Annotated in this window: 31 protein-coding genes; 16 read left to right on the top strand and 15 right to left on the bottom strand. The window is 66.6% G+C overall.

Annotated features, from left to right (window positions below; all coding sequences use genetic code 11):
- Window positions 1-3 precede the first annotated feature (3 nt).
- Genes QOJ24_RS22685 through QOJ24_RS22665 form a run of 5 tightly spaced genes read left to right on the top strand, consistent with a single transcriptional unit; the run spans window position 4 to window position 3914 of the window.
- Window positions 4-351 carry a lycopene cyclase domain-containing protein gene (locus QOJ24_RS22685; RefSeq protein ID WP_526265363.1) on the top strand — a complete coding sequence of 116 codons (348 nt, stop codon included), beginning with the start codon at window positions 4-6 and terminating at the stop codon, window positions 349-351.
- The gene (locus QOJ24_RS22680; RefSeq protein WP_526265362.1) at window positions 348-680 is read left to right on the top strand and encodes a lycopene cyclase domain-containing protein; all 333 of its coding nucleotides are present in this window, start codon (window positions 348-350) and stop codon (window positions 678-680) included. Before QOJ24_RS22685 ends, QOJ24_RS22680 begins: the two co-directional genes overlap by 4 nt.
- Window positions 677-1387 (top strand): class I SAM-dependent methyltransferase, encoded by a 711-nt coding sequence (locus QOJ24_RS22675; protein ID WP_526265360.1) that lies wholly within the window; start codon window positions 677-679, stop codon window positions 1385-1387. The genes QOJ24_RS22680 and QOJ24_RS22675 overlap by 4 nt, the downstream gene beginning before the upstream one ends.
- Complete coding sequence (locus QOJ24_RS22670) at window positions 1384-2910, top strand: FAD-dependent oxidoreductase (protein ID WP_526265358.1); 1527 nt, start codon at window positions 1384-1386, stop codon at window positions 2908-2910. The genes QOJ24_RS22675 and QOJ24_RS22670 overlap by 4 nt, the downstream gene beginning before the upstream one ends.
- On the top strand, window positions 2907-3914 hold the full coding sequence (locus tag QOJ24_RS22665) for a DUF5914 domain-containing protein (RefSeq protein WP_526265356.1): 1008 nt from the start codon (window positions 2907-2909) through the stop codon (window positions 3912-3914). The genes QOJ24_RS22670 and QOJ24_RS22665 overlap by 4 nt, the downstream gene beginning before the upstream one ends.
- Here QOJ24_RS22665 and QOJ24_RS22660 read toward each other — a convergent pair.
- Entirely contained in the window at window positions 3911-4291 is a 381-nt protein-coding gene (locus tag QOJ24_RS22660; RefSeq protein ID WP_526265354.1) for a DUF427 domain-containing protein, read from the bottom strand. The two genes, QOJ24_RS22665 and QOJ24_RS22660, sit on opposite strands and share 4 nt — an antisense overlap.
- 58 nt (window positions 4292-4349) lie before the next feature.
- On the opposite strand from QOJ24_RS22660, the gene QOJ24_RS22655 reads away from it, so the two are divergent.
- Window positions 4350-4820, top strand: coding sequence for an SRPBCC family protein (locus QOJ24_RS22655; protein ID WP_526265352.1), 471 nt, complete (start codon window positions 4350-4352; stop codon window positions 4818-4820).
- Here QOJ24_RS22655 and QOJ24_RS22650 read toward each other — a convergent pair.
- Window positions 4817-6190, bottom strand: a complete 1374-nt coding sequence (locus QOJ24_RS22650; protein ID WP_526265351.1) for an NAD(P)/FAD-dependent oxidoreductase — start codon at window positions 6188-6190, stop codon at window positions 4817-4819. The two genes, QOJ24_RS22655 and QOJ24_RS22650, sit on opposite strands and share 4 nt — an antisense overlap.
- Window positions 6191-6256: 66 nt before the next feature.
- Here QOJ24_RS22650 and QOJ24_RS22645 point away from each other — a divergent pair, with 66 nt between their 5' ends.
- On the top strand, window positions 6257-6724 hold the full coding sequence (locus QOJ24_RS22645) for a DUF4262 domain-containing protein (RefSeq protein WP_526265349.1): 468 nt from the start codon (window positions 6257-6259) through the stop codon (window positions 6722-6724).
- Here QOJ24_RS22645 and QOJ24_RS22640 read toward each other — a convergent pair.
- The 4 genes from QOJ24_RS22640 to QOJ24_RS22625 all read right to left on the bottom strand — a co-directional run bounded on the left by QOJ24_RS22640 (window position 6712) and on the right by QOJ24_RS22625 (window position 9502).
- Entirely contained in the window at window positions 6712-7485 is a 774-nt protein-coding gene (locus tag QOJ24_RS22640) for a class I SAM-dependent methyltransferase (RefSeq protein ID WP_526265385.1), read from the bottom strand. The genes QOJ24_RS22645 and QOJ24_RS22640 overlap by 13 nt on opposite strands.
- A 67-nt stretch (window positions 7486-7552) precedes the next feature.
- Window positions 7553-8560, bottom strand: coding sequence for an NAD-dependent epimerase/dehydratase family protein (locus tag QOJ24_RS22635; RefSeq protein WP_526265347.1), 1008 nt, complete (start codon window positions 8558-8560; stop codon window positions 7553-7555).
- Entirely contained in the window at window positions 8557-9057 is a 501-nt protein-coding gene (locus QOJ24_RS22630; protein WP_526265345.1) for a nuclear transport factor 2 family protein, read from the bottom strand. Before QOJ24_RS22630 ends, QOJ24_RS22635 begins: the two co-directional genes overlap by 4 nt.
- A 43-nt stretch (window positions 9058-9100) precedes the next feature.
- Entirely contained in the window at window positions 9101-9502 is a 402-nt protein-coding gene (locus QOJ24_RS22625) for a hypothetical protein (protein ID WP_526265343.1), read from the bottom strand.
- A 62-nt stretch (window positions 9503-9564) separates the two neighbouring features.
- Between QOJ24_RS22625 and msrB the strand changes: the two genes are divergently transcribed.
- Both msrB and msrA read left to right on the top strand, forming a co-directional pair.
- Complete coding sequence (gene msrB / locus QOJ24_RS22620) at window positions 9565-10038, top strand: peptide-methionine (R)-S-oxide reductase MsrB (RefSeq protein WP_526265341.1); 474 nt, start codon at window positions 9565-9567, stop codon at window positions 10036-10038.
- The gene (msrA, locus tag QOJ24_RS22615) at window positions 10035-10550 is read left to right on the top strand and encodes a peptide-methionine (S)-S-oxide reductase MsrA (protein WP_526265339.1); all 516 of its coding nucleotides are present in this window, start codon (window positions 10035-10037) and stop codon (window positions 10548-10550) included. The genes msrB and msrA overlap by 4 nt, the downstream gene beginning before the upstream one ends.
- 21 nt (window positions 10551-10571) lie before the next feature.
- Here the strand turns inward: msrA and QOJ24_RS22610 are convergent, their stop codons facing one another.
- Both QOJ24_RS22610 and QOJ24_RS22605 read right to left on the bottom strand, forming a co-directional pair.
- Window positions 10572-11003: a PaaI family thioesterase gene (locus tag QOJ24_RS22610; RefSeq protein ID WP_526265383.1), complete on the bottom strand. Its 432-nt coding sequence runs from the start codon at window positions 11001-11003 to the stop codon at window positions 10572-10574.
- Window positions 11004-11031: 28 nt separating this feature from the next.
- Window positions 11032-12372 (bottom strand): cytochrome P450, encoded by a 1341-nt coding sequence (locus tag QOJ24_RS22605; protein ID WP_526265337.1) that lies wholly within the window; start codon window positions 12370-12372, stop codon window positions 11032-11034.
- Window positions 12373-12570: 198 nt separating this feature from the next.
- Between QOJ24_RS22605 and QOJ24_RS22600 the strand changes: the two genes are divergently transcribed.
- Window positions 12571-13119 (top strand): TetR/AcrR family transcriptional regulator, encoded by a 549-nt coding sequence (locus QOJ24_RS22600; protein ID WP_526265381.1) that lies wholly within the window; start codon window positions 12571-12573, stop codon window positions 13117-13119.
- On the opposite strand, the gene QOJ24_RS22595 is transcribed toward QOJ24_RS22600, so the two are convergent.
- Window positions 13105-13674 (bottom strand): TetR/AcrR family transcriptional regulator, encoded by a 570-nt coding sequence (locus QOJ24_RS22595; protein ID WP_526265335.1) that lies wholly within the window; start codon window positions 13672-13674, stop codon window positions 13105-13107. The genes QOJ24_RS22600 and QOJ24_RS22595 overlap by 15 nt on opposite strands.
- 54 nt (window positions 13675-13728) lie before the next feature.
- Between QOJ24_RS22595 and QOJ24_RS22590 the strand changes: the two genes are divergently transcribed.
- Window positions 13729-14400 (top strand): class I SAM-dependent methyltransferase, encoded by a 672-nt coding sequence (locus QOJ24_RS22590; RefSeq protein ID WP_526265333.1) that lies wholly within the window; start codon window positions 13729-13731, stop codon window positions 14398-14400.
- Here QOJ24_RS22590 and mmpH read toward each other — a convergent pair.
- The 3 genes from mmpH to manT are packed head-to-tail and all read right to left on the bottom strand — an operon-like array spanning window position 14397 to window position 17423.
- On the bottom strand, window positions 14397-15452 hold the full coding sequence (mmpH, locus tag QOJ24_RS22585; protein ID WP_526265331.1) for an MMP endo-(1,4)-3-O-methyl-alpha-D-mannosidase: 1056 nt from the start codon (window positions 15450-15452) through the stop codon (window positions 14397-14399). The genes QOJ24_RS22590 and mmpH overlap by 4 nt on opposite strands.
- Before the next feature lie 10 nt (window positions 15453-15462).
- The gene (locus tag QOJ24_RS22580; protein ID WP_526265329.1) at window positions 15463-16194 is read right to left on the bottom strand and encodes a class I SAM-dependent methyltransferase; all 732 of its coding nucleotides are present in this window, start codon (window positions 16192-16194) and stop codon (window positions 15463-15465) included.
- A complete protein-coding gene (gene manT, locus QOJ24_RS22575) occupies window positions 16188-17423 on the bottom strand; it encodes an MMP alpha-(1->4)-mannosyltransferase (protein ID WP_526265328.1) in 1236 nt (411 codons plus the stop codon). Before manT ends, QOJ24_RS22580 begins: the two co-directional genes overlap by 7 nt.
- A gap of 263 nt (window positions 17424-17686) precedes the next feature.
- On the opposite strand from manT, the gene QOJ24_RS22570 reads away from it, so the two are divergent.
- Window positions 17687-18073 (top strand): DUF3224 domain-containing protein, encoded by a 387-nt coding sequence (locus QOJ24_RS22570; RefSeq protein WP_526265326.1) that lies wholly within the window; start codon window positions 17687-17689, stop codon window positions 18071-18073.
- 4 nt (window positions 18074-18077) lie between these two features.
- Here QOJ24_RS22570 and QOJ24_RS22565 read toward each other — a convergent pair whose 3' ends face one another.
- Window positions 18078-18536, bottom strand: a complete 459-nt coding sequence (locus QOJ24_RS22565) for a PPOX class F420-dependent oxidoreductase (protein ID WP_526265324.1) — start codon at window positions 18534-18536, stop codon at window positions 18078-18080.
- A gap of 129 nt (window positions 18537-18665) precedes the next feature.
- Between QOJ24_RS22565 and QOJ24_RS22560 the strand changes: the two genes are divergently transcribed.
- On the top strand, window positions 18666-21692 hold the full coding sequence (locus QOJ24_RS22560; RefSeq protein WP_526265322.1) for a Kelch repeat-containing protein: 3027 nt from the start codon (window positions 18666-18668) through the stop codon (window positions 21690-21692).
- Here QOJ24_RS22560 and QOJ24_RS22555 read toward each other — a convergent pair.
- The gene (locus QOJ24_RS22555; protein WP_526265320.1) at window positions 21685-22302 is read right to left on the bottom strand and encodes an FHA domain-containing protein; all 618 of its coding nucleotides are present in this window, start codon (window positions 22300-22302) and stop codon (window positions 21685-21687) included. The two genes, QOJ24_RS22560 and QOJ24_RS22555, sit on opposite strands and share 8 nt — an antisense overlap.
- A 66-nt stretch (window positions 22303-22368) precedes the next feature.
- Window positions 22369-23319, bottom strand: a complete 951-nt coding sequence (locus tag QOJ24_RS22550; protein ID WP_526265318.1) for a hypothetical protein — start codon at window positions 23317-23319, stop codon at window positions 22369-22371.
- Between the two features lie 233 nt (window positions 23320-23552).
- Between QOJ24_RS22550 and QOJ24_RS22545 the strand changes: the two genes are divergently transcribed.
- From QOJ24_RS22545 to QOJ24_RS22535, 3 genes are all read left to right on the top strand, one after another.
- Complete coding sequence (locus QOJ24_RS22545) at window positions 23553-24041, top strand: RICIN domain-containing protein (protein WP_526265316.1); 489 nt, start codon at window positions 23553-23555, stop codon at window positions 24039-24041.
- The gene (locus QOJ24_RS22540; RefSeq protein WP_526265314.1) at window positions 24025-24345 is read left to right on the top strand and encodes a DUF222 domain-containing protein; all 321 of its coding nucleotides are present in this window, start codon (window positions 24025-24027) and stop codon (window positions 24343-24345) included. The genes QOJ24_RS22545 and QOJ24_RS22540 overlap by 17 nt, the downstream gene beginning before the upstream one ends.
- 13 nt (window positions 24346-24358) lie before the next feature.
- Window positions 24359-25073: DUF222 domain-containing protein (locus tag QOJ24_RS22535; RefSeq protein ID WP_526265312.1), on the top strand; the 715-nt coding region annotated here is incomplete at its 3' end.

The raw sequence follows: 25073 nt of genomic DNA, 5'->3' as shown, positions 1-25073 counted from the left end.
CACATGGACCACTGGCAGTATCTGATCGTGCTGGGCGCCTGCCTGCTGATCACGGCGCCGCTGGAACTCTTCGGCGAGGGCATCTACCGGCGGGCCCGCCGCGCGGCATTCGCGGTGCTGCCCGTCGCCGCGGTGTTCGTCGTGTGGGATGCGGTTGCGATCGCCGCGAAGATCTGGACCTACAACCCGCGCTACGTCACCGGCATCCGGCTGCCCGCCGACATTCCGATCGAGGAGTTGTTGTTCTTCATCGTGATTCCGCTCTGTGGGCTCTTCACCTACAACGCCGTCGACACGATGCTGACGTATCTGCGCAAGAAGTTCACCGCCCGATCGGAGCATTCGACGTGACGGGGCTCGGCTACACCGTGCCCGCCGTGCTGGCGGTGATCGCCGTGTTCGCATTGGAATTCGGCGTCCTGCACACCGGCCTGCTCCGCAGGCCTGCCTATTGGATCTCGATGGTGATCGTCTTCGCATTCCAGATACCCGTGGACGGCTGGCTCACCAAGCTGTCCGCGCCGATCGTCATCTACGACGACAGTCACACCAGCGGCATCAGGTTTCCGTTCGACATCCCCGTCGAGGACTTCTTGTTCGGCTTCGCGCTGGTGACCGCTGTGCTGCTGCTGTGGGAGCGTCAGCGGCTGCGCGATCGCAAGGTTGGGAGTTCGAAATGACAGACAGCAAGTCCGGGGTGCCTGCCGCGTTCGATGCGGGAGCGGCTTCGTACGACGGCCTGGTGGACGCCAATCCCGGCTATCACCGGCACCTGCGGATGTCGGCTGAACGCATGCGGCTTGCCAACGGCGGCAAGGGACTACGGCTGCTCGACGCGGGCTGCGGCACCGGCGCGTCCACTGCCGCCCTGCTGTCCGTGGCCCCGGACGCCGAGATCGTGGCCGTCGACGCGTCAGCGGGCATGTTGGCCGAGGCCGCCGCGAAGCGCTGGCCGGAAACGGTCCGGTTCGTGCACAGCCGCATCGAGGACCTTGCCGCCGCGGGTGTCGACGGGCCGTTCGACGGCATCTTCGCAGCGTATCTGCTGCGCAATCTGTCCGATCCCGATACCCAGTTGACTGAATTCCGAAGCCTTTTGCGGGCCGGGGCGACGCTCGCGGTGCACGAGTACTCGGTGCGTGACTCGCAAATCGCGACGGCCATGTGGAACGCGGTGTGCGCGACGATCATCATCCCGATGGGGAAGCTGCGCAGCGGTGACGCGGGTCTCTACCGGTACCTGCGGCGCAGCGTGAACGAATTCGACGGGGCGGAGGCGTTCCTGAACCGGCTGCGGGCCAACGGTTTCAGCAATGTGCGCAGCGAGACGGTGCCGGGCTGGCAGCGCAATATCGTGCACACCTTTCTCGCCGAAGCCCCGCGATGACCGACCCGCGCCGCGCCAGCCACCCCGCAGCCACCGGCCTGCCTGATGCGAGTGCATTGAGCGCCACACCGCATGTCGTCGTCGTCGGCGGCGGTATCGCCGGGCTGGCCGCGGCGGCCGGGCTGGTCGAGCGCGGAGTGACCGTCGACGTCGTCGAACGCGAGAGCTATCTCGGCGGACGCGTCGGCGGCTGGACCGAGCAGTCCGCCGACGGTGCCGGTCTGCCGATGAACCGCGGCTTCCACGCGTTCTTCCGCCAGTATTACAACCTGCGTGCCCTTTTGTGTCGCATCGATTCCGGGCTGGGGATGCTCACCGCGGTCGAGGACTACCCTCTGGTCGACGGGCAGGGCAGGCGCGACACGTTTTCCGGGCTGCCGCATACACCGCCTCTGAACGCCATCGCATTCGCACTGCGGAGCCCGACGTTCCGGCTGCGTGATCTGATGCGGATCAACGCGCGTGCGGCCGCGCCGTTGGCTGCGGTGTCGGTGCCGGGCATCTACGAGCAGCTCGACCATCTGGATGCCGATAGTTTCCTGCAGTCCATCAACTTCCCCTCTGCGGCAAGGCATCTCGCGTTCGAGGTGTTCTCCCGCAGCTTCTTCGCCGAGCCGGGCGCGCTGTCAGCGGCCGAGTTGGCCACCATGTTCCACATCTATTTCCTGGGTTCGAGCGAGGGCCTGGTATTCGACGTGGCGAACGCCAACTTCGATGTGGCGCTGTGGAATCCGCTGCGGGAGTACCTGGAGTCGCGTGGCGCAAAGTTCCACACCGGGGTTTCGGTGAACCGGGTGACCACCGAGCCGCGGCTTCGTGTGCACTGTGACTCTGGCGTCGACTACGAATCCGACGGGCTGGTGTTGGCCACCGACGTGGCCGGCCTGCAGCGTATCGTCGACGCTTCGGCCGGGCTGGGAGACGACCCCTGGCGGGCGCGCATCGCGGCGATGGGAACCGCACCACCGTTCGTGGTGCAGCGGTTGTGGCTGGACCTGCCGGTGAACGCAGACCGTGCGCCGTTCCTCGGGACGGGTGGCCGTCCACCGCTGGACAATGTCAGCGTGCTTGAGCGCTACGAGAAGGAGGCAGCCGAGTGGTCGCGCCGGACCGGCGGTTCCGTCGTCGAGCTGCATTCCTACGCCGTGACCTCGCCGGACGATGACCTCGGCGACCGGATGCTGGCCCGGTTGCACGAGCTCTACCCGGAGACCAAAGAGGCCAAGATCGTCGAGGAGCGGGTGCTGACTCGCAGCGACTGCCCCCGCTTCGCACCCGGCGACCATGCCGCGCGGCCGACCGTCGCCACTGCGCACCCCGCCGTCACACTGGCGGGCGACGGCATCCGCGTCGACCTGCCCGTGGCGTTGATGGAACGCGCCGCCACCACGGGTTGGTCGGCGGCGAACCGGCTGCTGGCCCACTACGGGCTGGCCGGGCACGTCCTGCACACCGTCCCGGTGCAAGGCCGGTCCAGCGCACTGCGACGACTCGCGCAGCGGGAGAGGCGGCCTGCGCGATGAGCAGGCTCGACGGGTGGGCGGCGAAGATGGCGAAAAGGTCGCTCTTCACAGTGCTTCCGCGCGAACAGTGGGCGAGCCAGCGGCCGACATACAAGGATGCCGAGCCCGCGATCATCGACGCCGCGCTCGTGCGGTCACAGCGCAGGCCCAGCGGCAACTGGTACGCGTTCGCCGCCAGCGAGACCATTCGCGACCGGCCACACGGCACGTCGGTCGGCGGGCTGGAGATCGTGGCGTGGCGGGACACCGACGGCACTCTGCATGTCGGTCCGGCGACCTGTCCGCACCTCGGGGCGGACCTGGCTACCGGCACAGTGGACCGTGGTGCGCTGATCTGCCCCTGGCACGGGCTGCGGCTCGAGGGCGGTCGCGAATTCGGCTGGAAGCCCTACCCGGCATACGACGACGGGGTGCTCGCGTGGGTACGGCTGGATCGCATCGGAGGCGAGGAGCCGACCGACGAGCCGATGGTGCCGGCAAGGCCTGCAGGCTTGAGCATGCACGCCGTCACACGGTTGGTCGGCACCTGTGAGCCGAGCGACATCATCGCCAACCGGCTCGATCCGTGGCACGGCGCCTGGTATCACCCCTATTCGTTCGCCCACCTCGATGTGATGTCCGCACCGCCTGTGGAAGAGGACCTCCCGGAAGAGCAGGACCGATTTCTGGTTCCGGTGACATTTCATGTTGGCAGGTTCGGGGTGCCGGTCGTCGCGGAGTTCTCCGCTCCGGAGCCGCGCACCATCGTCATGCGCATCATCGACGGCGAAGGGGCGGGCAGCGTCGTCGAAACGCACGCCACTCCCGTCGGCGCAGGCCCGGACGGGCTGCCGCGCAGCGCGGTGATCGAGGCCGTCATCGCGCATTCCGACCGACCCGGCTTCGCGCACGCCCTGCACGGGCGTCCGCTGATCGCGCCATTGATGCGGGCCGCCGCGGCGAAGCTGTGGCGCGACGACCTGGCCTACGCCGAACGGCGCTACCAGGTCCGCAGCCAGCGCTAGGACGAGACGACGACCTCGGCCTTGTCCGGATAGAACGCGACATGGCCCGCAATGTCGGCCACCGCCGGATAGGGCTGCTCGTAGGTCCATATGACGTCCTCGACGACGCCGCTGGACGCAGTCGGCTCCACGCTGTAGTAGCTGGCGTCGCCCTTGAACGGGCAGTACGTCGTGGTGCTGCTCGGCTTCAGCAGATTCTGCGCGACGTCCTGCATGGGGATGTACTGCACGGCGGGATAGCTGGCCTCCTGCAGCGTCAACGAATTGTCGGTGTCGGCCACGACCACACCGTTCACCAGCACCGTCACGTGCTTGCCGGTGGGTTCGACGGTGATCGGGTGAGTTGCCGAGGGCAGATGAATGGGTTTGTCGGTCATATGTGGGCCAACGACGCAAACTCCGCACCTGTTCCTCGGTGATGGCTACGATCGCCGAATGACTGATCGCGGACCGGCCTCTGCCAAGGCAGAGGTCACCATCGACGCGGAACCCGCCGCTGTGTACGACCTCATCACCGACCTGCCCACGCTGGCGTCGCTCGCCCCCGAGTCGGCGGGAATGAAATGGCGCAAGGGCGATAACGCGTCTGCGGGCGCGGTGTTCAAGGGCACCAACCGCAACGGCTTTCGACGATGGACCACAACGTGCACCGTCACCGACGCCGATCCCGGCCGCGTGTTCGCATTCGATGTCCGCTACCTGGGCGCGCCGGTCGCACACTGGCGCTACGACATCACCGCCGAGGGCAATGGATGTCGCGTGACGGAGAAAACCTGGGATCACCGGACGCGCTTCATGGCGAAAGCGGGCGGCATTGCGACCGGTGTGACCGACCGCGACACCGCGAACGACGGCAACATGAAGCTGACGCTGGAGCGGCTGAAGGAGAAGGCCGAAGCCGGCTAGGGCCGACCGGCGATCTTGTCCGCGAGGACCGCGATGGGCGACGTTCTGGTTCTGCCGCGGGCCTCATGCCAATCCGCCGCCTTGTAGGCCAGGTACATGCTGCGCACCCCCAGCCAGCGCAACGGCTCAGGCTCCCAGTTCGGCGACTGGTGGCCCACCCACGGCAGCTCGGTCAACGGCGTCTTGCGGTCGAGGACGAGGTCGGCGAGGCTACGGCCCGCGAGGTTCGTCGCGGTGACGCCGTGGCCGACATATCCACCGGCCCAACCCATTCCGGTGGCCTTGTCGAGTGCGACGCCGGCCGACCAGTCCCTCGGCACCGCGAGCACACCACACCAGCCGTGCGCGATCGGGACGTCGCGCACCTGGGGCAGCACCCCGCGCAGCACGCCGGTCAGGTAGCTGATCGTCGCATCGGGCACCTGCCCGTCGACGTCGGTGCGCGACGCGTAGCGGTACGGCACGCTGCGGCCACCGATCGCGATGCGGTTGTCAACGGTGCGCTGCGCGTAGAAGAAGCCGTGTGCGGCATTTCCGACCGTCTCGCGGCCGCGCCAGCCGATGCTGTCCCACAGGTCGTCGGGAATCGGCTCGGTGGCGATCATCGAGCTGTTCATCGGCAGCCATCGGCGGCGCAGTCCCGGCAGCCGGGCGGTGAAGCCCTCGGTCGCGCGTAACACGATCGGCGCGGTGACGGCGCCGTGCGGTGTGGTCGCCCTGCCGGGGTCGATCGCAGTGACCGGCGACTGTTCATAGATGTCGACACCCAGTGCCGCCACGGTGTCGGCGAGCCCGCGGGCAAGCTGAGCGGGTTGGATGCGGGCGCAGTGCGGATTGTGGTAGGCGGCCAGCACGTGGTCGAACCGGATACGTTCGGCCGCTTCGGCTTTCGAGAGCACCGCGATGCCGTCGACCTTCCAGCTGAGCTCTTCCTCGGCTTCGGCCGTCAGCCGTGCGGCCTGTGCCGCGTTGCGGGCGATCTGTAACGTGCCGCCCTTGACGATGCCCGCCTCGATGCCTTCGCGGGCCGCGACGTCGATCACCTCGTCGACGGCGTCGTTCAGCGCACGCTGCCAGGCCACCACCCCGTCCCGGCCGTGCTGCTGCGCCATCCTGTCGCGGTCGCCGGGCACCAGTCCCGACAGCCAGCCGCCGTTGCGACCGGACGCGCCGAACCCGGCGAACCGGGCCTCGAGGATGGCGATCCGCAGTGACGGGTCCGCGCGCTTGAGGTAGTACGCCGTCCACAGGCCGGTGTAGCCGGCGCCGACGATGCAGACGTCGGCGTCGCGGTCGCCGGGCAGCGCAGGCCGGTAGGCGGGCAGCTCGTCGTACCAGTTGGAGATTCGGCCGTTGATCGGGGAGTGCACCGGGTGATTGTGCCACCCGTCGCACGACTGCCGGTGTGTGTCAGACCCCCGGAGCAAGCTGTCCGCATGTGCTGGCGATGCGATCATCCGAATGCAACCGTCGACGACTACCTCGACGAATTGCGCAAGACAATGCTCGAGTCCGGCTGGGCGGTGCGATACGTCGAGAGAAGCCGGACTCCGTTCGCCTACACCGTCGGTCTGCACGACTGCGGTCTGCCCGAACTCCTGATCACCGGCGTCTCCGCGCAACGCGCGACCCGTCTGCTCAACACCGTCGCCAAGGACATGATGGCCGGCAAAAGCCTGACACCGGGTCAGAAGGTCGCCGTCCGCTCGGGTCCGCTGATGGAGGTCGTCGAGGTGGCGAACCCCGACGCGCACATGCAGTGGGCGGTGGCCTTCGGTGGTCAAGGAGTGCGGGCGCTGCAACTGGTGTGGGCCGACGGCCGCGGCCGCTGGCCGTGGGCGGCCGCGTTCAGTGACGGCCGGGGCAGGCAGCCGGTGCTCGGCGTGCGGTCTCAAAAGGCGTAGCGGTGATACTGCGCCATGTAGCGCAGCTTCGACGACAGCGACATCACCTTGGCCAGCGCCCGGTACGGCCACGAGACGTCGGCGAACGCGGGTGCGTCGAACGGTGACACCCAGCTGAGTAGCCGCAGGCCGGGCACCGCGCGAACGATGTCCGCCGGTCCGTCGATGCCCCAGTGCAATGTCGCACCCGATCGCTTCACCACCGCGTTGGCCCACTGGGTCTTGATGCCAAAGCGGCTGAACGCGTCGAACTGCAATTCGCCCGATGGCGCGTGGTCGACGATCCGGCGCAGCAGCGCGACTCCGTCGGCCTCAGTCAGGTACATGGTCAGCCCCTCGCCGATCATCAGCGTGGGACGGTCGGTCGGCACATCGGAGAGCCAGGCCGGGTCGGTCACCGATGCCGCGACGACGTGGCAATGGCCGCGCGCCGGCAACAGCTGCCTCCGCAGGTCCGCGACATCGGGATAGTCCACGTCGTACCACTCGACGCTTGGCGCTGGGTCGAGCCGGTAGTACCGGCTGTCCAGGCCGCAGCCGAGGTGCAGCACCGTCGCCTCCGGGTGTACAGCCAGGAACTGGCGCACCCAGGTGTCGAAGTGTGCCGATCGGGTGGTGACCGCCGGAGAGTTGCGCGCCGTCATCGTCGTCTTGGACCAGTCGTAGTCGATGCGGTCGACGATGTCTTTGGCCCACCGGTCGCCGAGGATCGGGTTCTCAAGGTCGGCGTCCAGCGCCTTGGCGTAGAACGTCGCCAACATCGTCTGCGGGGCGCCCGACAGATCCACCTTCAGTTTCTCGGTCACGTCCTTCGACGCTAGTCCTGCCTCAGCCGCCCTGCCTGCTCTTGCGTTTGGCGTCTCGCAGGCTCACCCAGAACTGCGCGGCCTCACGGATGGACTCCTCGACGGGCCTTGGCTGCCAACCCAATTCGCGTCGGGCCTTGGTGCTATCAACCGGCGCCTCTGCGCGCATCAGCCGCAATGAGGCCAGCGAGAATTGCTCGTCGGTGCCCCGCAGCCGCGCCTTGGCCGTTCCCATCGCGGCCAGCGCGTACGACATCGCCAGCGGAATCGACCTGGCCGGCGGAGCCACGCCGGCCGCCTCGGCTGCGATGCGGGCCACGTCGGTGTTGGTGATCATCTTCTCCGAGACGAGGTATCGCTCACCCACCCGACCTTTTTCGGCGGCCAGGATGAGCGCGTGGGCGGCGTCGTCGACACCGACGGCCTCCAACTCGATTCCCTTCATGACGAACGGCAGCTTGCCGAACGCCGCGCCCGCGATGATCGCGCCGTGCGGGGTCCGACCCCAGTCGCGGCCGCCGTAGGTGGTCGACACACACATCGCGATCGCGGGCAAGCCGTGCTCACGGGCATACCGCAACACCAGCTCCTCGGCCTGCACGCGCGACCGCACGTATGGGGTCACGCCACGGAGCGCGATGGTGTCGTCCTCGGTGGCCACCCGGCCGCGCCTGCGGCCGACCGTCACATAGCTGCTGGTGAAGATGAAGCGCCGGAGGCCGGCATCCTTGGCGACCTCCAGCACGTTTCTGGTGCCATCGACATTGGTGTGAAAAAGCGGCGCTGGGTCCTTGAGCCAGCCGCGGGTGTCGACGACGCAGTAGTAGACGACGTCGCAGCCGGCCATCGCCTCGCGCAACGCGTCGTCATTCCAGATGTCGCCGACGAACCGCGTCGTCTTCAGATCGTCGATGCCCATGGTGTTGGCACCGTCGCGCACCATCGCCCGTACGTCCTCACCCGCGTCCACGAGTCGGCGTGTGACGTGGCTGCCGAGATAGCCGTTGGCGCCGATGACGAGAACGGTCATCGGCCGAACTGCTTCATCCACGCCGCTGCCTCATGGGGCAGCGTGCCGAGTTCCTCGGCCTTGCGGCACCACTTCACGGTCGCGGAGACGAACCGCAGCGGGTTGTAGACGTCTTCCTGTCGAATCCACTGTCCGTCGCCGGCGTAGGTGAGGATCGAGATGTTCGTCGCGCTGATGATCGTGCCGTCGCCGGGATCGCGCATCGGGTTGTCCAGCTCGCAGATGACGCGACCGGTCGACTCGTCGATGACCGACCACAGCGAAGGAAAGTGCGTCATGTGGCTGCCGGGGAAGGTCTCCATGGTCTTCCAGATCCACGTCCGGACCTCCTCGCGGCCGCGCATGGTGCCCGCGGCGTGCTCGACGTAGACGATGTCCTCGCTGTATTGGGCGACCCACGGATCCCAGTCACGCGTGTGTGCAGCCCGGTCAACGGTCGCCTCGAAGATCGTGAATGCCTCTGCCAGCTCGCCGCGCGTGAACACCTTGCTCGCCACGGGACAAACTAGAACACGTTCTAGGCGGGTTTGTCGAGCGTGATCAGGCGGCGCTGAGCACCCGGCGGTCACCGAGCGGCGCCTCGAGCGGCACCTCGAGCGTGCCGAACAGCGCGATCATGATGCAGGCGCGGTTGATCGCCTCGGGCAGGGTGCCGCCCTGCAGGTCGACGGTAACCGTCTGCTCGGTCTCCTGCACGGCGGCGTGCACGCCGTAACAGGTGTCGGTGCCCGAGGTGAAGTTCACGTTGATCGCGTTGTCGCCGGCTGCGCGGCTCCACGACTCGACCCGCATCGGGTGCGGATCGACGATGGCCGGGGTGTCGACGAACACCACCCCGCCCGACGGCGCCTCGGGTGGCGCCGCCGGCTCGGCCGATGCAGCAGGACTGCAGATCGCCACCGAAACCAGTCCGATCACAAGAACCGCCGTCGCTGCCCGCATGTGTCCACGGTAACCGCTTTGACCTGGATTAATCGGGCGACGTATACCGTTATAGGGACGCCATGAAATCAAACTTTCACAAGAATCCCGAAGCGGTCGGTGCATTATCACCGGAGCAGTATCACGTCACCCAGAAGAACGGCACCGAGCGACCTTTCACCGGCGAGTACTGGGACAACCACGAGCCCGGCATCTATGTCGACGTCGTCTCGGGCGAGCCTCTGTTCGCCTCGGTCGACAAGTTCGAAAGCGGCAGCGGATGGCCGAGCTTCACGCGGCCAATCGAAGGCGAGAGCGGCTCCAATGTGGTCGAGAAACGGGACTTCTCGCACCTGATGATCCGCACCGAGGTGCGCTCGGCGCACGGTGACAGCCACCTGGGCCACGTGTTCACCGACGGCCCGAAGGCCGAGGGCGGGTTGCGCTACTGCATCAACTCGGCTTCGCTGAGATTCATCCATCTCGACGATCTCCAGGCCGAGGGTTACGGCGCATACAAGAAGCTGTTCACGACGGAGAGAGAAGCGCAGGCATGAGCGACTACGAGAAGGCGATTCTGGCGGGTGGCTGCTTCTGGGGCATGCAGGACCTGATCCGCAAGCAGCCCGGGGTGGTCTCAACCCGGGTCGGCTACACCGGTGGCGAGAACGCCAACGCCACCTACCGGAACCATCCCGGTCACGCCGAGGCGATCGAGATCACCTACGACCCCGAGCAGACCGACTACCGGGGGCTGCTGGAGTTCTTCTTCCAGATCCATGATCCGACGACGAAGAACCGGCAGGGCAACGACATCGGCACCAGCTATCGCTCCGCGATCTTCTACACCGACGAGGAGCAGAAGCGTGTCGCGCTCGACACCATCGCCGACGTCGAGGCATCAGGGCTGTGGCCCGGCAAGGTCGTCACAGAGGTCACTCCGGCGAGTGACTTCTGGGAGGCCGAACCCGAGCACCAGGACTACCTGGAGCGCCTGCCGTGGGGCTACACATGCCACTTCCCCCGGCCGGACTGGAAGCTTCCGAAGCGAGCAACGCAAGAGGCCTAGCGCTCACGGCTTCTAGTTCTTCTAAACCCCGTGCGCGCGTAGCTGATAGAGCCCGCGCGTGACCGAAACGGTTCGGCCGGCCTGATCTTTGACCATAGCGTCGAGAGTGAAGTCCGCCTTTCCGTTTTCGGCGACGTCTGCCTCGATGCGAGCGATCTCGTCGTCATCCAGGCTGGCCTGTGCGAGCAGGTCGGTGCGGGCCATACCGGTGAACGCGATGTCGACGTTCTTCACCAGTGGGTAGTACTTGGCGGCGTCGAAGGTAGCGAGGGCGATGACGCCACCGAGCATCTCGGCGACAGTGAATTGCACTCCGGCGTAGATCACCCCGAAGTGGTTGCCGTTGCCCGCCAAGGGCACCGACGCCACTGCGTGGCCGCGACGCGCCTCGACCACCCTGACACCCATTTTGTGCACGGGCGGGATGGTGGACTCCATCGCGCCGTTCATCATGTCGACGAGGTTGCTCACGCCGCTGACACTACTTGCGGCGGCTCACCACAACGCGACCGCCGTCCTTGGGCGTGTAGGCGACACCGCGGTGGTGTGCTTTCTCGGCAGGGGCGTCATCGGTCTGGATTCGGAAGTGCATCAACACGGTTCGCAGCACGACATCCATCTCGGTGTTGGCGAACGCGGCGCCGATACAGCGACGCGTGCCGCCGCCGAACGGCAGCCAGGCGAACGTCGGCGGCTTGGCGTCGACGAAGCGGTGCGGATCGAACCGGTCGGGCTCGGGGAAGATGTCCGCGTTCTCGTGCAGATCGGCGATGCTGACGAGAATCGTGTAGCCGTGCGGGATCTCCCATTCGCCGATGTCGAATTTCGGCGCCTTGACGTGCCGGCCGGCGAAGTCGATCACCGTTCGCGCCCGCTGCAACTCGAGGATGGTGGCCTGCCGGAAATCGCTGCCGCCCTCGTCGACCTCCTTGACGAGTTCGGTGAGCACGTCGGGGTGGCGACGCAGTCTCTCGAACGCCCAGCCCAGCGAGGACGCCGTGGTTTCGTGTCCCGCGCCGAGCAGGGTGAGCAGTTCGTCGGAGACGTCCTGCCGCGACATCGCGGTGCCGTCCTCATAGCGGCTGCGCAGCAGCAGCGCCAGAATGTCGGACCGCTCTTCGAGCTTCGGGTCCGCTTCGGCCTTGTCGATCAAGGTGAAGACGACGGTGTCGAACTGTCTGCGGAACTCTTTGAGGCGTCCCCACGGGCTGCGGCGGCCGGTCCGAAACGGCGGCTCGGGCAGGGTGGCCATTCGCGAACCCAGCTTCACCCACGGCGGAATGATCTCCCGCAGTACGTCGAGGTCTTCTCCATCGGCGCCGAACACCGTCCGCAGGATCACGTTCAGCGTGATCCGGTTCATCGGCTCGAGCGTGCGAAACTCCTTGCCCTCGGGCCAGGTTGCGCTCTCGCGCAGCGTCTCCTCCTCGATGACCTTCTCGTAGTTCTTGATGCTCTGGCCGTGAAACGGGGGAGCGAGAAGCTTGCGCCGGTTGCGGTGCTCCTTGCCGTCGAGGGCGAACACCGACCCGGGGCCGAAAACACGGCTGAGGTTCGGCTGGACGTTGACCAAGTCGTCGGTGCCGGCCGTGAACACCGACCGCACGAGCGCCGGATCGGAGACGATCACAGTGCGGCCGAAGAACGGGATGTTGATGGAGAACACCTGGCCCAGCCGCTTGGCCCCGTCGCGCATCGCCTTGCGGCGGAACGCGGCGAAAGCGACCCCCTGCACGACCTTCGGCAACCGCAGCGAAGGCGGACGTTTCCCACGGTGATCCGACGCGGGTGCGTCGGCTTCGACGGCGGTCGTCTCAGTCATCGCGCATCACTCCAACTCAGTCTGTGGTACCGCTCCGTACCGGACTATTTCTCCGAACGGTACTCTGCGGTACCGTGTTGTGACAAGGTTTACCCCTCAATGCCGGAAGGATGAGTGGCCGTGACCGTCGCCGAGGATTGGCAGCCCGTCGTCGTAGGCGGCGCGCCAAGCGCGTTTCGGCGCCGCTTACTCGACGGCATGGATGCCTCGATCACGCAACGCGGCTACCGAGAGACCACGGTCGCCGACATCGTTCGGCACGCACGCACCTCTAAGCGCACGTTCTATGGCGAGTTCTCCAGCAAGGAGGAGTGCTTCATCGAATTGCTGCGCACCAACAACGAAGAGATGATCAAGCGGATCCGCGGCTCAGTCGACCCAGATGCCGAGTGGAAGAAGCAGGTACAGCAGGCCGTCGGCGCATACGTCGATCACATCGCCTCGCGGCCGGCCATCACATTGACCTGGATCCGCGAAGCGCCCGCCCTCGGCGCCGACGCGCAGCCGCTTCATCGGACCGCGATGAACAACTTCACCGACATGCTGGTCGACCTCAGCGACAGTCCGGGCTTTCGACGCGCCGACCTTCCTCCGATCACTGCGCACCTGGCTTTGATCCTGGTCGGCGGATTGCGTGAGCTGACAGCGCTTTACGTCGAGGACGGCCATGACGTGCACGGCATCACCGACGCCGCGGTGACGGCTTCGACCGCGATCCTCGGCCTCACCGGATCAGCCCAACATTAGGCGAGCCGACTTCTCGAGCCTGTCGGCGATGTCGGCGTAGGACCCATAGCCCATCCCCGCCCGTACCAGGGCGCCTGCATACAACAGCTCGAGGCTCTCGATGACGTCCGGATCGCGGTCGGGTCCGAGTGCGGCCACCAAACGATCGTGGATGTCGCGGCCGATCCGCAACCGCAGCACCTCGACGTCGGGGTCCCTGCCGAGCAGAGCGCTGGTGACTGCACCGGCGAACTCCGGTTCGTCGGCCACCAGCAACGCGATGTGCCGGAGCACGTCGATCACCCGGCCTGCCGGGTCGTCGGAATCGCGCGCCGCAGGTGGGTCGGCGGCCAGCTTGCGCCAGAACACTTCGGCGACCAGATGCTCCTTTGACGAGAAGTAGGTGTAGGCGGTCGCTGCGCCGACGCCGGCCTCGGCTGCAACGCGGCGGACGGTCAGATCGGCGAAGCCGTGCCTGGCCAGGATCTCGACTGCTGCCCGGCCTAGACGATCGACGGTATCGGCCTGTTTGGCGGTAAGACGGCGCCTCGTCGACTCAAGAGCCGTTTCGGACACGTGTCCGGACGCTACTACAACCACCCTGCACCAGCAACGGTAAGTTGGATCGCGATGAGCAACACCGATACCGCACTTCCCGCGCCGGCCGCACGGCTTTTCGCGCTCGCCGAACAGGTCACCGGATTCATGCCCGCCGACGAGGGACGCGCGCTGTACGACGCCGCGGTCGATTATCTCCGCGATGGCGTCGGCGTCGAGATCGGCACGTACTGCGGCAAGTCGACGCTGATGCTCGGCGCCGCGGCGCAGCAGAGCGGCGGCGTCCTCTACACCGTGGACCACCATCACGGCTCCGAAGAGCATCAGCCCGGCTGGGAGTACCACGACACCTCACTGGTAGACCCGGTCAGCGGACGGTTCGACACACTGCCGTCGCTGCGGCGCGCTCTGGACTCCGCAGACCTCGACGAGCACGTCGTCGCCGTAGTCGGCAAGTCGTTCGTGGTCGCCCGCGGCTGGCGAATGCCGTTGCGGCTGTTGTTCATTGACGGCGGGCACACCGAGGAGGCCGCGCAGCGCGATTTCGACGGCTGGGCCAGGTGGGTCGACGTCGGCGGCGCGTTGGTCATCCACGACGTCTTCCCCAATCCCGACGACGGCGGCCAGGCCCCGTTCCACGTCTACCAGCGCGCGCTGGCCACCGGGGCATTCCGCGAAGTGTCGGCCATCGGATCGATGCGCGTGCTCGAACGTGTTTCGGGGACGCCGGGCGAAGCGCTCTAGGCGCGTCCGCGACCGGTGGTCGCACACTCGCAGTCGAATTCGCCTTCGAGGCCGCGCGGCAGATCAAGTCCGCGGAAGATGCCGTTGGCCGGCGTGGTGCGCGATAGCGCGTCGGCGGCGAGGATCATCGCACCGCCCGTCCATGTGGTGCGCTCCTCGGGCCAGCGCTTGCCGTCAGCGAACACCAGCCCGGTCCAGTAGGAGCCGTCCTCCTCTCGCAGGTGATGCATGGCCGCGAACTGCTCACGCGCCCGCACGGTCTGACCGATCGCATCCAAAGCCATAACGAGTTCACAGGTTTCGGCTCCAGTCACCCACGGCCGGTCATCGACGCACCGGATTCCCAAACCTGGCACCACGAAGTCGTGCCATCGTTGCTCGATGCGCGCACTGGCGGCCGCACCGCGCAGCGCACCACCGAGCACCGGGTAATACCACTCCATGGACCAGCGGTCCTTGCAGACGAACAAGTCGGGGTGGTGGGCGATCGCGTGACCGAGTTGACCCACGGCGACCTCCCACTCGGGCTGCGGCTCGTTGAAATAGTCCGCGAGCGCCAGCGCGCATCGCAAGCTGTGGTAGATGCTTGCGCAGCCGGTCAATAGTGCATCCGGCTCGGGCCCAGAGGGGCTTGCGGCCCAGACGATTTCACCGCTCGGTCGCTGAAGATCGATGACGAATTCGACGGCCCTGCTGACCACCGGCCACATTTCCTCGGCGAATCTGCGGTCGTCGGTGCTCAACACGTGATGCCATACGCCGGTTGCGACATAGGCGCAGAAGTTGCTGTCGCTGTTGGCATCCTCGACGACACCGTTGCGCAATTGGATCGGCCATGATCCGTCGGCCCGCTGGGTGGTCCGGCACCAGTCGAATGCCGCACGTGCGGGTTCCATCAGCCCGGCTACCGTCAGCGCCATTGCGTTCTCGACGTGATCCCATGGATCGGTGTGGCCGCCATCGGACCATGGGATGGCGCCGGACGACTCTTGGGCGTCTGCAATCGATTTCGCCGTCTGCCTGCACTGTGCAGGGGTCAGGACACCAGGCACGCTGGGGACGTCAGGCACCAGCACGCGACGCCTCCGGCTTGCGGAAGTACAACGCCACACTCTTGCCGATCAGCGGGTTGAGCAGCGACTCGGCCGTCCTGGTCAGCCACGGTCTGCTGACCATGTCCCACACCAACAGCTTGTGGTAGGCCACCACCAGCGGATGGTCCGAATTCGTGGTGCCGATAGCGCATTTCAGCCACCAGAACGGCGAGTGCAACGCGTGCGCGTGGTGGGTGTGGGTCATTCGGAGGCCGTGCGCGAGCACCTTGCCGCGCAGTTCTTCGGCCCGGTAGATCCTGATGTGGCCGCCCTCGTTGGCATGGTATTCGTCGGACAGCGCCCAGCACACCCGCTCGGGTAACCATCGCGGCACCGTGATGGCAAGCGAACCGCCCGGTTTGAGGACGCGGACCAGTTCGGCGATCGCCCGATGGTCCTCCGGGACGTGCTCGAGGATCTCCGAGGCGATGACGCAGTCGAATGTGCCGTCGGCGAAGGGCAGGTCCAGTGCATCGCCCTTGACCGCCTCTGCCTTGGCCGATGCGGGCACCTCACCCTGGTCCTTCATCGCCTGAAGGATCTCGTCGACGTCGTTCAGGTCGGATGCGTTCTGATCGAATGCGATGACGTCTGCGCCCCGCCGGAACGCCTCGAACGAATGCCTGCCCGCACCGCAGCCGACGTCGATCACCTTTGTGCCTGCGCCGATCTCGAGCCGGTCGAAGTCGACCGTCAGCATTGGCCCACCCGCGCGCGTGCCATCTCGTACACCGCCACCGTCTGTGCCGCAACAGATTCCCAGCTGAACACGTCGAGCGCGCGGCGGCGGCCGTTGGCGCCGAGGCGGCGCCGTTCCAGCGGCGAATCGAGCAGCTCGCCGAGTACCTCAGTCAGCTCGTCGACGTCGGCGGGTCTGACCAGCCGCGCGCACTCGCCGTCGGATCCGACCACCTCGGGCAGCGCACCGGCCCGGCTGGCCACGATCGGTGTCCCGCTGGCCATCGCCTCGACGGCGGGTAGCGAGAAGCCCTCGTAAAGCGAAGGGATGCAGGCGACTTCGGCAGACGCCAACAAGTCGGCCAACTCGGAGTCGGTCAGGCCGTTGGAGCTGTGCACGATGTCGGAGATGCCCAGCTCGGCGATCAACTTCTCGGTCGGTCCGTTGGGCTCCAGCTTGGCGACGAGCTGCAGTTCGAGATCGCGCTCCACCCGCAGCCGTGCCACCGCATGCAACAGATGGCTCACACCCTTGAGCGGCACGTCGGCGCTCGCGATCGCGATGATGCGGTTGCGCACTCGCTGCTCGGCGGGCTTGAACAACGTCGTGTCGACGCCGAGCGGAACAACATGGAGTTGATCGGCGGACACCGCGAAGTCTTCGGCGATGTCGGCGGCCGACGTCGACGACACGGTCAGCAGTTCGGGAATCTGGTGCGCGACGTCCTTCTGCATCTCCGCGAAGCCGTACCAGCGGCGCACAAGGGGCTTACGCCACCATCGCGCCGCCGCCACGTCGAGCACCCGGTCGCGGGTGATCGGATGATGCACTGTCGCCACTACGGGCAGCCCCAGCTGGGCGATCTTCAGCAGGCCGGTGCCGAGGCACTGGTTGTCGTGCACCACGTCGAAGTCCGCAAGGCGCTCGGCCAGCATCCGCGCAGCCCGAAGGCTGAACGTCCGCGGCTCGGGAAAACCTGCCGTCCACGTCGTCAGCAGCTCGAGCAGGTCGATGCTCGTCTTGATCTCGTTCGGCCACGGGATGCGGAACGGGTCCGGCTCCCGGTAGAGGTCGAGGCTGGGCACCTTGGTCAAGGTCACCCGGGGGCCTAGCCCCTCGGGATAAGGCTGACCGGAGAACACCTCGACGTCATGGCCGAGCTCGACAAGACCGCGGCTCAGACGGCGGACGTAGACACCCTGCCCACCGCAGTGCGTCTTGCTCCGGTAGGACAGCAGGGCAACGCGCATACTCAATTCACTCCGACTTCAGGGCCGACAAGCGCTTCCGCGAGAAGTCGACGAACAGTCTGCTTACCCTCTTGACCTGCGGTGCGAGATGACGGCAGGCTACTGGACATGTGTCCAGACTATAGTTTGACAGTCTATCTGACGCAACGCGGCCACCCTGCCTGACTACCATAGTCGCAGCTGATCGGCGCGTTCAGCCCGCCGATTCGAGATGCCCCCGATCGGGTATCCAAAACTTCACCCGACGACGGATCGAGGCCGGGATGACCGCGCACATCAAAGCCAGCTTTGAGATCGCGAACTGGGACGAGACGCCGTTCGACGACGGCGTTGGTGTCTCCAAGTTGACAGAAGCCCTCGTCGATAAGAAGTACTCGGGCGACATAGACGGCACCTCGGCGACAAAGTGGCTGATGGCCTACGCACCGGACAAGACCGCGACGTTCGTCGGCATCGAGCGGATCAAGGGCACTGTCGGCGGGAGGCGCGGCAGCTTGGTGCTGCTGCACGAAGGCGCATTCGAGGGCGGCGCCGCCACCGCCACCCTTCGTGTCGTGTCCGGAACCGACGAGTTGACCGACGTGACTGGCGGTGGAAAGTTCCGCGCCGACCCGGCCGGCGCCGTCACGCTGGACCTCGACGGCGTCTGACCCGCTACGACGGCGGCGGGAAGCCGCCCGTGGCGACCGGACCCCAGCGCCGCGGCGTGACACGGATCAGGCACTTGCCCTGGTCGACCATCGCCTGCCGGTACTCGTCCCAGTCGGGATGCTCGCCCGATATCGACCGGAAGTAGTCGACGAGCGGCTCGACGGCATCGGGCAGATCGATCACTTCGGCGTCACCGTCGACCTGGACGTAGGGCCCGTTGAAATCGTCGGAAAGGACGGTCACGCTGGCACGCGGGGTACGGCGGATGTTGGCGGACTTGGCCCGCTTCGGGTAGCTGGCGATGACGATTCGGCCGTCGTCGTCGACGCCCGCGCTCACCGGTGAGCTCTGCAGCGTTCCGTCGGCCCGGAACGTGGTGAGCACCATGCGGTGTCGCGGACGGACGAACTCGAGCAGTTCGGGTAGGCCAACCGCATCGGCGGTGGCGTAGTTTCTGGCCACCCGGCCAGCCTAGCCACCGCCCGAGATTTACCCGCCCACGACGGCAAATGCAACGTTCGACAGGTATTTGCTCGGTACCTTTACACCAGCACGGCTCAACTTTCACCTCGAATAAGGACGATCGACACCATGGCGGACGGACCCGCAGAGGGCAATCCAACTTCGCGATCAGGCGGAATAGCCGCCGAGTTGACGGCCGCCGGATTCACAGACGCCGTCGAAGTCGGCCGGGGCGGCGGGGGCGTCGTCTTCCGCTGCCAGCAGAGGTCGCTCGGGCGAAGTGTCGCCATCAAGGTGCTTGCCTCTGATCTCGACGTCGACGACCGCGAGCGTTTTCTGCGTGAGGGCTACGCGATGGGAGCGCTTTCCGGCCATCCCCACATCGCGAACATCTTGCAGGTCGGTCTGACGGACAGTAACCGGCCGTTCATCGTCATGCCGCTGAGCTCAATGGGTTCCCTCGCAGACCGGGTGCGAAGGGAAGGGCGCATCTCGTGGCCGGACGCATTGCGGTTCGGGGTGAAACTGTGCGGCGCCCTGGAAACCGCGCATCGAACAGGCACGCTGCACCGCGACATCAAGCCCGCGAATGTCCTCGTAAACGATTACGGCGAACCGCAACTCAGCGACTTCGGCACCGCACGCATCGCCGGCGGGTACAAGACCGTGACCGGGTTCTTCACCGGAACCCTCTCCTACACCGCGCCCGAGGTGCTCGCCGGGAGTTCGCCAACCGTGGCGGCGGACGTCTACTCCCTGGGCGCGACGCTCTACGCGCTGGTCGCGGGCAGTCCCCCGCATGAGCGCAAGGCCGACGAGGATTTGATCGCGCACTACATGCGAATCACCTCCACCCCGGTGCCCGACCTGCGTCCCCAGGGAATCCCCGCCGACGTATGCGCCGCGATCGAGAAGGCGTTGGCGCGTGAGCCGGCCGACCGGTACGCATCCGCAGCCGATTTCGGCCGCGAGCTGCAATTCGCTCAGCGGCACAACGGCCTCACACCAGACCAGATGGCCCTCAGCGAGCCTGGCGGTCACCCGGAGCCGACGGGCGGCACGCAAGCGTTGCCTCTGCCGGAGCCGTCCAGCAGGACCGGTCTGCAAGAGGAGGGTTCGATCGCGGCGGGCGGGTCGACGGGTTCCCTGCCACCGCCGACGCCGGACATGTTCGCCCACACTGCCTCGGTCAGTCAGTCCAGCCTCAAGTGGCAGCCGATGCCCTCAGCCGAATCGCCCGATCCCCGCACGACGACGCTCGAACCCGAGACGAAGAAGGACCGCAAGAAGGTCCTGATCGCCGTTGGCGCCGCGGCGGCCGTGCTGCTGTTGGTGGTGGCTGGTGTCTTCATCGTCTCGTCGCGCGACACCGGCGGCGGCCAGACCACCACCGCGAGCCAACCGACCCCCGAGGCGCAGGCCGCGTGGGAGCCGATCGCGGATGCCCGCGTTGCCCGCGACGGGGTGGCGGCCACCCAGGCCGACGGCACCATCTGGGTGTTCGGCGGTATGGCGGCCGACGGCCAAGTCAGCGGAAAGCACGAGGGCTACGACCCCGCGATAGATAGCTGGAAGAGCGGCGAAGCACTGCCTGTTCCGGTCCAGCACGCGATGTCGGTGACGTGGCAGGACACCCCTGTCGTGCTGGGTGGTTGGCGCACCGAAGGAACCAACGCGCAGATCGCGACCGACGGGGTGTGGCGGGTGGTCAACAGTCGCTGGGCTCCCCTGCCTCCACTGCTTGAGCCACGGGCGGCGGCGGCGGCCGCCGTGGTGGGCGACCGAATCATCGTCACCGGCGGCGTCGGCTCCGACGGGAAGCTGTTGACCACCACGGAGATCTTCGACGGCACGGCGTGGAAGCTGGGCGCCCCCATCCCCACCCCGCGGCAGAGCCTGGGCGCGGCGTCGGACGGCAAGCTGGTGTACACCCTCGGCGGCAGCAACGGGACATCCGACCTCGCGACGGTGGAGACGTATGACCCGTCGACGGACGCGTGGACGAGCCTGCCTGAACTTCCCGGACGGCGCAGCGACCTCGGCGTGGCATACGCCGATGGCCGGCTGGTGGTATTGGGCGGCGTGTCGGCCGGCCAGGTCCTCAAGAGCGCGGTCGTACTCGACCTGATGACGCAATCGTGGAATGGCTTGCCGGACATGGCTACCGCGCGCCACGGCATGGCGGTGGCCGGGGTCGGCAGGACCGTCTATGCGATCGGCGGATCGACGGGCGCAGGCGACGGGCAGGTCACCTCGGCGGCCGAATCCTTGAAGCTGGGTGCGCGCAAACCGCAACCGGCGGCCGAATGGCGGAACCTACCGGACGCGCCGTCCGAGAGGTTAATGATGGCGTGGGCGGTACTCGGCGACGAGATCTGGATCGCAGGCGGAATGCGCCACGGCGAGACGCTGCCGACGGTGCAGAGCTACAACACCCAATCCGGACAGTGGCAGGAACGGCCTCCGCTACCGACCCCGCTTCATCACGCGACCGGGACAGCGTATCGGGGCGAAATGGTGGTGATTGGGGGTACCACCGACAACCTCGCGGATGCGTCCGACAAGGTGTACGCCTTCCGTGGAGGCAAATGGGAAGAGCTGCCGCCACTTTCGCACGCGCGAGCCGCAGCGGCGGCAGCGGTCGTCGGCGACAAGCTTGTTGTCGTCGGCGGACAGGACGACAAGAAGCCCGTCGCGCCGACCGAGATCTTCGACGGTGAATCCTGGACGCAGGCTGCCGACCTGCCGACGCCGCGTGAGCACCTGGCTGCGGTGTCGGACGGCGTGTACGTGTACACCGTCGGTGGCCGGAACCTGTCCGCGGACGAGAACTCACCGGCCTTCCAGCGGTTTGATCCGGTATCCGGCAACTGGGAGAACCTCCCGGACATGCCCACTGCGCGCGGGAGTTACGGCGCCGCCTTCATCGACGGCCGGATCGTCGTCGTCGGAGGCGAGGAGCCGACACGCGTGCTGGGCACGGTCGAGATGTACGACATCTCCAATCGGAAATGGTCCACGCTGGCGCCGATCAACACACCGGTGCACGGTCAGGTCGTCGCCGCGGTCGGCGAGACCGTCTACTGCATCGGCGGCGCGGACCGGCCCACCCACGAAAGTGCCGTCGCCACCGTCGAGGCCCTCGACTTCACGTAGTCGGGGGGTCGCGCAGTTGCGCGATGGTGACAGCGCCGCGCCGGAGTGCCTCATTGGCCAGCCGGACCCGACGGTCACCCTCGGTGGGAATCGAGAACTTGTCGTAGAGGTTCTGCAAGTGCTGTTTGACCGCGGCCTCGGTCACGTACAACTCGCCTGCCATCCGGCGAACCGAAACAGGCTCCGGGAACGGGTCATCGGACACCAGCGGGCGGCACAGCACCATCAGCACGTCGACTTCGCGACGGGTCAGTCGAGGCGGGAGTTGGGCGGCGTCGGGGACTATCGTCGCTTCGTCGATCGGTTCGTCGGATTGTCTCATCTGCTGAAAGACCAACCGGCACTTGCCCAGTCGCAGCTCATCGCCCGAACGAAGAACGCGTTCGGCGTCGACCTTCTCACCGTTGATGAAGGTGCCGTTGCGGCTTCCGAGATCGCGGATCGACCAGGCCGAGCCGTGGTTTTCCAGAATGGCGTGCAAACGGGAGACGGTCGGGTCGTGTTCGAGCGACACAGCGTTCGTCGGAGCCTTGCCGAGCGTCACACGAGGCCCGGTCAGTGCCACCAGCTCGCGTCCTGACGGTTTCCAGACTTCCAGGTGGGATGACACGTGACCTCCTATCCCGCCAATTCTGACCTAGATAGGAGGTCCGTGGACATCGAACGCGCCCGCCGGTCAGGCACGCGTCGAGCGATGACTGGTTCGCCAGGCGGCCGGGGTGAACCGCTTGACCGTTCTCGTTTCCAGGATCGGTGTCCACGGCCAGTCCCGATGTGCGCCCCCACGCGGCGCCTTCAGAAAAGCGAGCCCCAGAAAGAGGCCGAAGATCAGGTGCCCGAGCAGGGTGATCGAGAACGTGGCCGTGTTCAGAGGGAACATCATCTCCTCGCCGCGCGGAGCGACCGCGACCGTCGCGATCAGACCGGCCCATGTGGGGAAAACCGCGAAGGTTACCGCTGCCAGCACCGCTTTCGTGTTCGACCACCGGTCGATGCCCAGAGCGAACGCGATGACGAAGAACGCGACACCGAGTCCGCCGGCATCACCGAGGTAGCGCCAGACGTAGCCGACGGCCGCACTGCCCGTGGTCTCCGGTTCCCCGGTGACGAACGACCCCATCACGGGGATGAAGTCGCCCATCAGTCCCAGCATGTGCACGGCGAACAGCCGGGCGCCGTCGTAGACGATGCACGCGACCATGCCCGCGATCAGCCCGCGTCCGACGATCATGTCGATCCGGTGCGGCGAGAACACGATGAACGCCGCGAGCACGGCCAGCAACACGATCAGCACGATGGACGTGGTGCTTTGGGAGACCAGACCGAACACTTCGACCGGGATGGCCAGAATCGGCATCGCCGCCAGTACCAGGATCAACATGACGCGCGCGGCGAGCCACTTGCTCGGCCGCTGCCCCACCGTCCGCGGGATTCGGTCGGCGATGGCGCCCGGCAGCGGCTTGACAGCCATGTCGACTACGCGGTGCCGCACCGTCTTGGCGTCCATGCCGGCGACAACGGGCGGCAACGGCTTGACCGGCTTCGGCGGCGCAGGGCGCACGCGCACCGTCTCGGGGTCGATGCCGGCGACGTGTCGCATCCGCACTGTCTGATCTGTGGCAGGCATGAGGGGTTCCTATGGCGTATCGAATTTTCATCAGGACGACATTCATGGTCGTGGTCAGGCGATACGTGCGTAATCGCCGAAAAGCCAGGTTTCGACTTACGCAAGGAAGAGTTGCCTATCCGCAGGGCAAGTACAGGCGGCCTGCAGAACAGGTAGTTCGCCACTCGTGGCAGCGGACCGCCGCGTTCCTAGCGTGACCGGTGTCGGATATCGCTTGCCTGAAGGGACCACTGATGTCGATCACGAGGTATGAGGAAGCGGTCGCCACCCGCATCGTTCGCCTGCAGGGCGGCGGTCTGCGTTTCCTGGACGCTCACGAAACTGCCCATGAGGACTTCCAGGTCATGACTCGCGCATACCAGGGCGTCGCCTCCACCCAGCACTGGCGGGTGACCGATCTGGGCTTCGGGGTGTGCACGATCCAGCACGTCAGCAGCGGCCGCTTCCTCGATGCGCATGGAGTAGGCGCACGGGACTTCCGGGTCGTCACCCGCCCGCGGCAGGAGAGCGACAGCCAGAGCTGGCGGATCGAGGACTTCGGTGGCGGGTTCATCTCGATTCAGCAGGTCAGCAGCGGCCGGTTCCTGGAAGCCACCGTCGGCGGCGACTTCTTGGTCGTGGCGCGGCCCGCGGTCAGCAACGAGCAGACCTGGCGGATCGGCTTCCCACAGCGATTTGTCGGTGCTTCGAACTACTGTTCGAATTATGAGTTCGAAGGATGAAATCAGTACCGCACTCGATGCCATCAAGGCGGGCCAGAACAAGCTGCTGCGCCTACCGCTGTACACCTTGACGTGGTCGGAGCGGGTAGCGCTGCTGCAGCAGATCGACGAGCTGGGCAAGGAGTTGGTGGATTTCGACCGTCGGCTGATCGGCCGGCTCATCACCCAGGCCCCGCCCCCGCAGTTCGGCGGGGCGTCATGGGAAGAGGTCTTGTCGCGCCGGTTGCGGATTTCGCGGGCCGAGGCGCAACGCCGGGTCGCTGCGGCGCGCTTCTCGGCAGACGTGGACCGCCCGTCGGCTTGACGAGATGAGTTCGGTGGCGGTTTCCAGGCGCATCGCGGCTTTGACCGCGGAATTCGAGGCGCTCCTGGCCGAGTCGGTGGACGGATCGGCCGCCGAGCGCGCGGAGGCGGCTTTCGATTGGGAAACCTTCAAGCGTCGCTGTGCGGCGATGGACCATCGCGTAGTCGGATCGTTGGCCGAGGTGCCCATCGAGGAGTTGGGCGAGTCATCGCTGGCGTCGGCGTTGTCGACGTTGTTGCGGATCTCGGCCTCCGACGCCAACCGCCGGATCAAGGACGCCCGGGATCTAGGGCCGCGATCCTCGATCACCGGCGAGCTCCTGGAGCCAGAGCTGCCCCGCACCGCGGCCGCGCAATGGCGAGGTGACATCGGCGCCGAACATGTGAAGATCATTCGCCGGTTCTTCAAGAAGCTGCCCGGCTTCATCGACTACGCCACCCGCGAGGCCGCTGAAGCACAGCTGGCCGAGTTGGCGTGCGGGCTTGGACCAGAAGACTTGCGCGTCGCCGCCGACCATCTGGCCCTGCTGCTCGACCAGGACGGCGTGCTGTCCGACGCCGACCTGGCCAAGCGCAGCTACCTGATCACGGGCAAACAACAGGCCGACGGCACGACCGAGATCCGCGGCCGCGCCGACCCCGAACTCGCAGCGCTGCTGGATGCGGCGTTCGCCAAATGGGCCGCACCGGGCATGTGCAACCCTGACGACGACAACCCGTGTGTCGACG

It is taken from the genome of Mycobacterium sp. (assembly GCF_032159775.1).
Taxonomy (GTDB): Bacteria; Actinomycetota; Actinomycetes; order Mycobacteriales; family Mycobacteriaceae; genus Mycobacterium.
The sequence above is the reverse complement of the archived record's forward strand: the minus strand, read 5'-3'. Positions and strand labels throughout refer to the sequence as shown.